Source organism: Pantoea conspicua (assembly GCF_002095315.1).
GTDB classification, from domain to species: Bacteria; Pseudomonadota; Gammaproteobacteria; order Enterobacterales; family Enterobacteriaceae; genus Pantoea; species Pantoea conspicua.
The window spans coordinates 1-10,844 of sequence record NZ_MLFN01000079.1 but is presented as its reverse complement, the minus strand read 5'-3'; the positions used below and the strand labels follow the sequence as shown (position 1 = coordinate 10,844).

Genomic DNA, 10,844 nt, shown 5'->3' with positions numbered 1-10,844 from the left:
GCCGCTGACACGCTTTATCTGTCTGTAACCTTGAGGATTGATAAAGGATTAGCTCGTATAAAGAAGCTTACGGGTGCGCAAAGGTATAGCCAAAGCCTAGGTAACAAAATGTCACCAGCTGAATATGGACATCATCATAATCTATGACTCGAAAGCAGCCACATTATCCGCAGCGGTTCAGCTCACATTTTATTGAAAAATAAAATAAAAAATCATGTCATTCAATGAGTCAGTACTGATGACGTAATTTCAAACCTACTCGCAGATTTAATAAATAACAGGGAAATGAGGTAACTCAAAAATTTGTAATTTGAGCACGTGTAAAAGTATGAACCGTTATTTTTTTGGCACTTTTCTGGTGCAGTCATTTGCACCATGCACTGAAACCTTCCAAATATCGTTAATTCCCTCTTCTTTTTGTGCATATTGCACACTTTACTCTGTAAGGCTTGCCTGTGTTTTTTTGGCATACCTCTTGCTATGAGGATACTGATCCTATCTGCATCACTATATTAGAGGTTTCATAATGTCAAAAGACAATGATTTCCCCCTCACTGAAGCTCCGGCCTCGGGACGTAAAGGCATTTTTTCCATATCGATGGTGTTATTTAGTTTTACGTTTTTTACCGGCACGATGTTCGCTGGTGGCGAATTAGGCCTCTCTTTTTCTATCCACAATATGTTGTGGATTGCAGTGACAGGTAATTTTCTGCTGGCTCTGTACGCCGCATCGCTGGGCTGGATAGCAGCGCGCAGTGGGCTTAATACAGTCCTGATGGGACGGTTCTGCTTTGGGGAGGTTGGCAGCAAACTGGCTGACTTTATTCTCGGTTTCGCCGAACTGGGATGGTATGCATGGGGTACAGCAACGGTTGCTATATCTTTAGTGAAAATTATGGATTTACCCTCCACGCTCATCATGCCCCTGATGGTGCTGTTTGGTGTCCTTTTTTGTATTACCGCCCTGGTTGGCTACAAAGGCCTGGACGCTCTTTCCCGTATTTCAGTCCCGCTAATGTTTGTTTTGTTGATAGTGGCGATGCTTATTGCAACTCATCATGCTGGCGGCTGGCAGGCAATGAAGAAAATCGAACCAACAGAAACTATGAGTTGGTCCGCGGCCATTACGATGGTTTTTGGAACATTTGCCAGTGGTGCGACCCAAGTGACTAATTGGACCCGACTGGCTAATTCCAGCCGTACGGCAATTATTTCAAGCATGATGAGCTTCCTGCTGGGCAATGGCCTGATGATCATTGCCGGGGCATGGTGTGCAATTGTCTATCAACAGGCTGATATCGTTGACATTTTAGTGCTTCAGGGACTCTCTGTCGCTGCCGTTATTATGCTGTGTCTTAACCTGTTAACTATTCAGGGACCAACGATTTACAACGTATCTGCCGCCGCCTGTCATCTGTTTCGTAGCGAGCGCCGTCGTACCCTGACGGTGGCTGCTGCTGCAGTAGGTATTCTGCTGGCTGTTGGCGGAATGTATGAAATATTGATTCCTTTTCTCGTTCTGCTTGGCAGCATCATTCCACCGATTGGCGGCGTTATCCTTGCTGATTACTGGTTCCATCGCCACGGTCGTTATCCACTCATTCACTCCGTCCGGTTACCACGTTTTAACTGGTCGGGACTTTGCGCTTATGCCGCAGGAGCAGTAGTGGCGTATTTCTCATCATGGGTGGCGCCATTGATAGGAATTACTGTATCGGCTGCAGCCTATATTGCGCTAACTACCCTCAGCAAACGTCGGGGAGTGGTCGGTGCTGTCGCGGAGCAACAGGAATGAGCATGACGGTAAACGAAATTCTTGCTCTCAAGGAGCTTTCTGCTCTTCAGTTGCGTGCGGGGAAACAAGGATTGCATCTGCCGGTTCGCTGGTACTACCTGGCTGAAAATGAAACGATTTCCGAATGGATTATGGGTGGAGAACTGGTGTTCATAACCGGCGTTAATTATCCGCGAGATGAAGACAATCTGGTTAATTTGCTGTTGGAAGGAAAACAGCGCGCTATTGCCGGGTTGGTTATCCTTACCGGGGGTGCCTATATCAACGAGATCCCCGCGCGCGTTATTACACTAGCGGATGAACTCGGCATTCCGCTGATTGAGCAGCCCTATTTACTGAAAATGGTGATCGTGACGGAGCGGATCGGCACTGCGCTGGTTAGCAGTGAAAACACGCTCCAGTCACGTCGCGATATCATGCTGCAACTTCTGACCGGCGACTATCCCGACCTTCATATTATCCAGCAGCGCGCTTTGCACCAGCAATTGGATCTTACAAAACCACTCAGGGTGGCAGTCTTACGCCTCGAAGGAATACAACAGCTGTTCCGCCAGTTTCCTGCAGAACAAGCAGAAGCCTGGTTACAGCAAACTCGGCGAACCATTCGACAACAGTTACAAAAGCAGCTTAACCAACAAGAAAATCCGTATCCGCTTATTGAGCGCAACAATATGTTTATATTTCTGCTGCCCGATAACGATGGTGATTTTTACATTCAGAAAAAATGGCTTCAGCACTGGCTGCAATCTTTGGCAGAAGCTAACAGTACGTTGTCATTACTGTGCGGCCTCTCTGCTCCCGTGCGGCAATTGCAGGGTTATGCCAAAGCACTCACCCAGGCCCGGCAGGCACTGGATCTGACGGACAGCCTGCGCCCTACGCAGCGTATCAGCGATTACCAGCAACTGGGTTTTATCAAGCTTCTTTCCGCTGTCGGCGATCCGACACTACTTACGGATTTTATGCATGACACCCTTGGCTGCCTGACAGAGCTTGACCGGAAAGCACCGTATTTATTAATGGAGACGCTGGAAATCCTGTTACAGGAAAGCGGTAACGTAGTGAAAGCGGCTGAACGACTGGGAATACACCGCAATACCTTACATCAGCGTATGCAACGTATAGAAAAACTGACCGGCTACCAGGTCAGTCATCCCCATTTTCAACTGAACGCCTCTGTCGCGCTTGTGATTTGGCGCATGTCACAAAACTATCTATGGAAAAAGTTATGAAAATTATCAACGCACGCTTACGTCATCAGGAAGGGTCATATTCAATCGAACTGGAGAAAGGCGTAATCAAAACCATTATCCGCCAGACCACATCGCCAGACATGACGGTGGACGATATTGATGCGCAACATAAGCTAATTATTCCTCCCTTTGTTGAACCACATATTCATCTGGACTATGCAATGACAGTCGGCGAACCGGAATGGAATATGAGCGGTACCTTGTTCGAAGGAATTGCCCGTTGGAGCCAGCGCAAAGAAACCGTGACCGCAGAGGATACCCGCCAACGAACGTTGGCGACAATCGCTATGCTGCGCGATAACGGTATCCAACATGTACGTACACATGTTGATGTCACCGAACCTTCGCTTGCCGCCTTGGAAGCCATGCTGGCGGTGAAATCGGAAGTCGCGAACATTCTTGATCTACAAGTTGTTGCTTTTCCACAAGAAGGTATTGAGTCTTTCCCGAACGGACGCGAACTCATGATCCGAGCGGTGGAAATGGGAGCAGACGTCGTGGGAGGGATTCCCCATTATGAAAATACCCGGGACCAGGGCGCGAACTCAATCACTTTTCTGATGGATCTTGCTGAACGCTATGGTCGCCTTGTAGACGTTCACTGCGACGAGACTGATGATCCGCAATCCCGTTTTTTAGAGATGCTGGCAGAAGAGGCCCGTGTACGAGGAATGGGCGCCAAAGTTACGGCCAGCCACACATGTGCTATGGGCTCATACGACAATGCCTACTGCTCTAAGCTTTTCCGCTTGCTGAAAAACTCAGGGATTAACTTTATTTCCTGCCCGACAGAGAGTATTCACTTGCAAGGGCGTTTCGATAGCTGGCCAAAACGGCGCGGTGTCACACGGGTGGCAGAGCTCGACCGGGCCGGAATAAATGTCTGCTTTGCTCAGGACTCGATCAAAGACCCGTGGTACCCGCTGGGGAACGGGAATATTCTGCGCGTCCTCGATGCTGGACTTCATATTTGCCATATGTTGGGATATGAAGATTTGCAACGTTGCCTCGATTTTATTACCGATAATAGTGCCAGAACGCTATGCCTGGGCGACAGTTATGGTATTGCCGAAGGCAGACCGGCTAACCTGCTTATTCTCGATGCGGAAAACGACTACGAAGCAGTGTGCGGTCAGGCAAAAGTGCTGACCTCAATTCGCCACGGTAATATCATTATGCAGCGCCAACCGGAACAGATAACTTATCCGGCATAAACCATTCTTATCGCCCGGTCAGATAATGGCCGGGATGAGGTAATCTTTGCGAACGGCCTTTTCAAAAGTGGCGGCCCTGATGCTTCTGCAGAAATCTGGGTACATATCGTATTAAGTACGCGGTAGCAGTGGGTAGTAGAGCAACACTTTTAACAACGGAAATGGTGATAGGTGCAGGCAGCATGGTTATAAAGCCTGTGCTGGTAAAAGGCGTGTATGCAGGCAATCCTGCCAGGCTTTTGAGAAAGCTTTAAGCATTAATGAACTGTCCCATCTTATGATGCAGGACAAATTACCAGGCTGGTAAGAAGTCAGATCTTTAATTTCCTAATGCGGTGATGAGGTGAGCGGTAACTTCCCATATCTTAGCAGAAGGCTTTGGGCCAGAAGGGAATACGGCAAACGCCCGGTACGGCGGTGATCCTGTTTAAACGGTGAACCGAACAAAACAGCATGGCGTCAGGTTTGCCGGCCAGACCCGCGGCGGCTATCCGTTCGGTCAGTCGGAGAGACGGCTTTGCGCTGGGCGCTTTAACCAGACCGCCCGACTACAGGATGTTTTAGTCCGGTCCACAACCAGAACGATATGGCCAAACGCCGCACGGTTAATCTTCTTACAGACGTATACCATGTCGGAGAAGACAGAAATCGGCACCAGCCTGGCGTTACAGTGTAACATATAAATAAGTACCGCATGGGTGGATTAAGTGGACACGGCCCGGCCGGGAGCCTGCAGATGAAGCGAGTAGTGCCGCACATTCTTCGGCGTTGTGCGCAGGAAAGACTGCCGGTTTTCCAGCGAGCAACACTAACAGACCCTCCGCAGCTGCCGCCAGGTATTAAGTGAAAACGTATCGCAAGAGCGCATAAAGGCGGTGGTTTTTTTTCGGCCATATCATCTTTCACCATCCCACCGGAGAATGCATATAGCCAAACCCGACAATATCAGCCATTTTATGCTCAGTTATCGTCCAAACTGGGCCCGGCAGCGTTACGTGAATTCTGAGAAAAAGCAGGGGGTGAGTCCGCCAGAATTCACGTAGCACCGCCCGTTTTTTGTACAAAACAGTCAAGCCGGGCAGTATCCATCGGCTGCAGAGATCCCGCACTCGATCCTGACTTTGTATAACTCTTATAATAAATTTTTCTTTTTAAAAATTTAAGTAGTGGCCGGATGCTGATGAGCGGTTAGAATTATAAAAAATAACCTAATGCAAATAAATATCTACAAGATGGATAATGCGCTATGTCAAGACCAGAGAGGGCTTAAGTTAAAACACTAATATATCAAGTAGATATTGGATGCAGCATTTTATTAATTATCCTAAAATTTCGCTTTGAAAATGTTGCCAAGGAGGTTTCATAAACAAATGGAAAGGAAAGGTAATAACAAGGCCAAACTTGGCGGCCATAGCATGCTATTTTTTCCTCGGTGGATATTTTTTTCTTCTTTTTTATCCTGACTGTAGTTGCGCTTTCTTCATGAACCCTCTTTGCAATTGATTTTTTCTTGCTCCAACTCGACCTATTATGTACTGATGAAAGATATTCCGGCGTTAACCTGATCATCTCCATCGCTTTTATTTTGTCGACAAACAAAACAGGAAATAACAGGCTTGCTATAGATTCCTGCTCGGATATCATAAGAAACACCTCCTCTCCTCTTTTTATGACTGTGTGATTATTATTAAATAAGGCGCTTGATTTCCTATTTTTTAAATAAAAGAAATTTTGGATATATTGGGCATCAGTAATCACGTAATGAATATGAAAAGTGTTTTTAATAAGCGTTGAAATTAGTATTGAGCTCACTGCATCTAGCTCTTTTAATATTGCCAAATGTGATATCGATATTGACAACTCATCAATTTCATTAATGCCCAGTTTAGTTTGCGATTCATTGTTACCATTCTCGCCCAGACAATTATTTAGATATTGAATGCTTTTTGATATCTTACTTAGAAGAATAAACGTGCCACTTGATGTAGACCGCGCACTATCAATCCTCTCTCCAGATTCAGTAACATAACTTTTTATTATCAAAGTACTTTCATTAAGGAAGTATTTACGGTAACTAGCAGGCTCAAGTGAATACAGTATGACGGGGTTGCCGTTTTAAATGACCTCTGCATCTATATTTTCTTTTCCCCTTACTATAATACGTGCATGATTTTTATTCCTTTAGGTGGTTTTGAAACTGAAACATCCATCACAGATATAACTTCATAATAACTATCCCAAATCTTTCTTCCTGTTGTGAGCTGTATTTTCTTTTTTTTCTTCTGCAAAAACTATCAGATTATAGCAATCCTCTAAACTTAAATTCATTTTTATGAAAATACATTCTTCAAAAGAAAACCTTATTTTTATCCCATTCAAGTAGCCTTGAACTCGAATTCCACCGCTACTTGTTTTCACACATTTATCGATAAGTACCGGTTCCCATCCTGCTGAAATTGGCACTGCTTTCTTATCGTTCACAGCGAGATTGCTGCTATAACATGGATGAATTGGCCAAGGAGGGCCAAGGGCGTCAAAAAGGACGCGAGAACCTCTTGAATTTTCGTAATAAAAAACCTCTTCCCCACACTTTTGGCAGGTAGCATTCGGTATGGTAAAAGAACTTATAGTATCGAATCGATCTTTCTTAATCGAATGCCTTGGGATATGTTGATGCTGAGAGATGCTGTATTCAGATACCCGCTCTTCGTCAACGATTAGGGGAACAACTCTTCCACCTATTCGCCGGAATATGGTAACGCTCATAACACCCCCTTGCTAAAACTCTATTTATCAGCTGTTAAACCCTAAAACGTATTTACTCGTAAAAGCGCAACTTTTCTCGTTACCACCTCAATCAAAATCGCCGCTGATATTGTATTATGATTTAGTGTCGTCATATATAAAAATATCTTTATTCTATGAATTCGCAGGATGGTAATAAATCTTCTAACACTTGGCTGTTAATGGATACTACATTTAACATAATGAAAATCAAAAACATATTGGTTGAGGAGGCCTGATAGTAATGCCCAATGAGAAAGCTGTGATAGCAGTTTCAAATATAGTTGAATCTCAAATCTCTTTAGGCCCCACGCTACTTATTAAAATATATGTTTGAAAAAGTAGCTTTACCAGAATCCAACTGGCAGGGGATAATCCGGTCAGATTTCATCGCGCGGCCAGACTGCCAACCCCATCAGGATCAACATGACCGACTCTGTCGACAACAGCCTTGCCCCACGCGAGCTGTCTCTTTCTTCCGCAGAAGCTCAGGACGCCTTCGCCCTGGCGGCCATCAACAGCGGCACATCGCTCAATCCGGCGCAGGCCTATCTGATAGGGCTCTCCTCCGCCGCCAGCCGGCAGACAATGAAGTCTTTTCTGAATATCGTGGCGGGCATGCTCGGCTTTACCTCACTGCAGAGCTGCGCCTGGGGCAGTCTGCGCCGGCACCATATTCGCGGCCTGCTGGAAATGCTGCAGGTCAGCGGCCGGGCGCCAGCCACCATCAATACTTACCTCTCTGCGCTGAAAGGCACTGCCCGAGAAGCGTGGATGATGAAGCAGATGGATACGGAGAGCTATCAGCAGATCCTCTCGGTGCGGGCGGTGCGGGGAAGCCGCCTAACGCGCGGTCGTGCGCTGGCGCCACAGGAAATCCACGCGCTTTTTCGCAGCTGTGAACAGGACGCAGGCTGTAAAGGCCCGCGCGACGCCGCCATGCTGGCGGTGATGCTGGGCTGTGGTCTTCGCCGTTCTGAAGTCGTGGATCTGGACTACGCCAGCATCCTGCATCAGGAACAGGCTTTGCTTGTGCGGGGAAAAGGCAACAAAGAGCGGCTGGCGTTTATGCCGGAAAACGTCTGGCAACGCATTCATAGCTGGACGGATACCATCAGGGGTGAACAGGATGGACCACTCTTTACCCGTATTCGTGCAGGTGACGATGTCACTTCTCAGCGCATGACGCCTCAGGCGGTTTATCACATTCTGAGCCAGCGCCGCACTGAAAGCGGTATTGATAACTGCGCGCCGCATGATCTGCGCCGCACCTTTGCCTCAATGATGCTGGATAACGGAGAAGATCTGATTACCGTCCGGGATGCGATGGGGCATGCCAGCGTCACCACGACGCAGAAATATGACCGCCGCGGAGATGAGCGTTTACGTAAGGCGGCAGATAAGCTGAAATTTTAAGCGCGGATAGAGACAAATCCTGATGCAGGTGCCAGAGAGCGGTGGCATCTCAACATCCATCAGCTTTTATACTTAACCGTACACAGGCTATCCCCATTTTCTGTGGATAAGGGAATATTATCCGTTTAAAACAGCAGATTGCGTTATAATACTTAGGTTTTAGCTTTGGAAATGACGGGCAGAAAGAGGAAACCATTTATATAGATTCTCTCAGATCCTCAGCTATAAGGTCTGGCGATTATATGCGTACTCGTTTGACCGACAGATTTTGGCTGAACTTTTTTATACATTATTTATTAAGGAATTGAGTAAGCTCTTCCTCAGTCAGTTCGGTGACTTGCAAAACATATTGAGTTTTAAACCCATTATTCAAGAGGTTAGAGGCGATGTTCAGGCTGGCTTCTTGTATACCTTTTCGGAAGCTTTCTCTAAACCCCTCCCTAAATCCTTTCTGCTCAAGCTGCTGTGCAATTGTCATCATTTGATTCTCATTATGTGCATGCTGCGCTAGCTAACAAACAAAGGGGACCTGTGTACGTTGTTTCAAAATTAAGCACGGTTAAATTCAATGACGAATCTGCTTCAGCTCTTCCTCTTTCAGGCCGGTTACATTCATAACAGACTGAATATCCATGCCACTTTTCAAAAGATTACGAGCGATCTTCAGACTGGCTTCTTGTATGCCCTCACGTAAGCCCTCTTGCCGACCTTTCTGCTCAAGCTGTTGTGCAATTGTCATTAGTTCATCCTCATGTTGTGGTACTCGCTGCGCCAGTTCACGAATAAAGGCGCCAGCATCAGCTGTTTCACCGGCCTGAAGTATATAGTTTACCAGCGCATGCAGCTGCTGTCCGGTCATGAATTCCGCAGCCATCAGCAGGGCAAGTTGGTTCAACACCTCTTTCAGATCGCGCTGACGGATATGCTTTTGCAGCAAAGTGAGCGCGGCCATGCTGCGGTGCTGCATAATCTCCTCATCGGGGATGACGGTCACATCCACAAGCGGAAACCCGCTGCTGTAAAGTGCCGTGGCAGTTTCCGGTTCACTAAACAATTGTAGCCAGTTCATGCTGTAAGGATAGGGGCTACGCTTGCCCTGATAAAACAGCACCGGTATCACCAGCGGCAGGGTTTTATGCCCGGCATCCAGATGGCGCTGCATCGCGGCCACAGCATAACGCATCAGGCGAAATGCCATATGCCTGTCCGGTGAGCTCTGGTGCTCAATCAGGACATGAACGTATCCGTCACCTTTGTCCGTCTTCAAAGAGTAAAGTACGTCACTGTAATAGGGACGCAAATCATCCTCAACGAAGCTGCCGGACTCAAGCTTTAGGGTCGACAGGTCGCAAATCGCCAGCAGCGCGGGCGGCAGATGCAGCGTCATAAAATCGCGCGCGGTCTGCGGGTGCGAGAGGAATGTTTTAAAGACCGCATCATGCGGTGTCGGCGTGCTGTTTTTCTTCATGGCGGCACCTGAGTATGTCCGTTTAGCGCTATATTACTACAGCGGCGGCAACCATAACAAACTCATCGATGCAAAGTTAACCGTTTGATTAAAATTATCATTTTACTTGTAATGGGGTCAAAAAAAGTCTCTGCTTGCCTGATAACCTGGCTTTCGTATGGTGCGAATATTAATCAGAATCGTCAGCATAGCCCGATGCTGGCGCCGGATATGATGCCGTCGCTAATGCAGCGTTCTCATATGATTTACGGAAGTCTGTAACGCCGCGATCGTTCATCCTGCCGGTTCCGCAAGCCTCCGGCAGGTGTAGGCGATGCTGCGCCTCTGACAGCGCTGATAACCCCATCAGCGCAGCGACTGACTGGCATCGATCAAACACGCATAGCGGCCGTCAGCCTCAACCAGGGTTGTGTGGTCGCCCGTCTCCACTATCCTTCCATCCTCAAGCAACAGAATCCGATCGGCGCTTTTCAGCATCGAAACCCGATGGGCAATCATGATAACAGTGCGCTCTGCTGGCATCTCACGCAACGCCTTCAGTATGTGTCGTTCATTCTCGCTGTCGAGTCCGGCGGAGGTTTCATCAAGTAATAACACGGGCGCGCAACTGATTAACGCACGTGCCAGCGCAATACGCTGCCGCTGACCACCCGAGAAGTTCGCGCCGCTGTTTACGCAGCGCGTTTGATAGCATGCCGGTAACGCGCGTATGAACTCATCGGCCTGCGCCTGCTGCGCAGCCTGAATCACCTGCTCCAGAGTCGCGTCCGGCCGACCCAGGCGAATAGTGTTCTCCAGCGTATCGTCAAACAGCCAGCTCTCCTGCGACGCCTATGCAATATGTCTGCGGAGCAAAGCCTCATCCATATCGTCCAGCGAAACGTCACCCAGCTGAATCGTGCCAGAGGTCGGCG

At 47.7% G+C, this 10,844-nt stretch carries 9 protein-coding genes; 4 read left to right on the top strand and 5 right to left on the bottom strand.

Translation table 11 applies throughout. The annotated features are described in order from the left end of the window. Window positions 1-526: 526 nt before the first annotated feature. Genes codB through codA form a run of 3 tightly spaced genes read left to right on the top strand, consistent with a single transcriptional unit; the run spans window position 527 to window position 4,262 of the window. Window positions 527-1,795: a cytosine permease gene (codB, locus tag HA41_RS18670; RefSeq protein WP_089562616.1), complete on the top strand. Its 1,269-nt coding sequence runs from the start codon at window positions 527-529 to the stop codon at window positions 1,793-1,795. Beyond that, a complete protein-coding gene (locus HA41_RS18665) occupies window positions 1,792-3,027 on the top strand; it encodes a PucR family transcriptional regulator (protein WP_089562615.1) in 1,236 nt (411 codons plus the stop codon). The genes codB and HA41_RS18665 overlap by 4 nt, the downstream gene beginning before the upstream one ends. Then, the gene (gene codA / locus HA41_RS18660) at window positions 3,024-4,262 is read left to right on the top strand and encodes a cytosine deaminase (protein WP_089562614.1); all 1,239 of its coding nucleotides are present in this window, start codon (window positions 3,024-3,026) and stop codon (window positions 4,260-4,262) included. The genes HA41_RS18665 and codA overlap by 4 nt, the downstream gene beginning before the upstream one ends. Before the next feature lie 1,287 nt (window positions 4,263-5,549). Here codA and HA41_RS18650 read toward each other — a convergent pair. After that, entirely contained in the window at window positions 5,550-6,305 is a 756-nt protein-coding gene (locus tag HA41_RS18650; protein WP_089562613.1) for a hypothetical protein, read from the bottom strand. A 189-nt stretch (window positions 6,306-6,494) separates the two neighbouring features. Beyond that, window positions 6,495-7,028 (bottom strand): hypothetical protein, encoded by a 534-nt coding sequence (locus HA41_RS20850; protein WP_128088301.1) that lies wholly within the window; start codon window positions 7,026-7,028, stop codon window positions 6,495-6,497. A gap of 444 nt (window positions 7,029-7,472) precedes the next feature. Here HA41_RS20850 and HA41_RS18645 point away from each other — a divergent pair, with 444 nt between their 5' ends. Next, window positions 7,473-8,462 carry a tyrosine-type recombinase/integrase gene (locus HA41_RS18645; RefSeq protein WP_089562612.1) on the top strand — a complete coding sequence of 330 codons (990 nt, stop codon included), beginning with the start codon at window positions 7,473-7,475 and terminating at the stop codon, window positions 8,460-8,462. 289 nt (window positions 8,463-8,751) lie between these two features. Here HA41_RS18645 and HA41_RS18640 read toward each other — a convergent pair whose 3' ends face one another. The 3 genes from HA41_RS18640 to HA41_RS18630 form a co-directional block, all read right to left on the bottom strand. Then, window positions 8,752-8,943, bottom strand: a complete 192-nt coding sequence (locus HA41_RS18640) for a hypothetical protein (RefSeq protein ID WP_089562611.1) — start codon at window positions 8,941-8,943, stop codon at window positions 8,752-8,754. An 84-nt stretch (window positions 8,944-9,027) separates the two neighbouring features. Further along, window positions 9,028-9,930: an Rpn family recombination-promoting nuclease/putative transposase gene (locus HA41_RS18635; protein ID WP_094122012.1), complete on the bottom strand. Its 903-nt coding sequence runs from the start codon at window positions 9,928-9,930 to the stop codon at window positions 9,028-9,030. 345 nt (window positions 9,931-10,275) lie between these two features. Continuing rightward, on the bottom strand, window positions 10,276-10,710 hold the full coding sequence (locus HA41_RS18630) for an ATP-binding cassette domain-containing protein (RefSeq protein WP_244175152.1): 435 nt from the start codon (window positions 10,708-10,710) through the stop codon (window positions 10,276-10,278). Window positions 10,711-10,844: the final 134 nt, after the last annotated feature.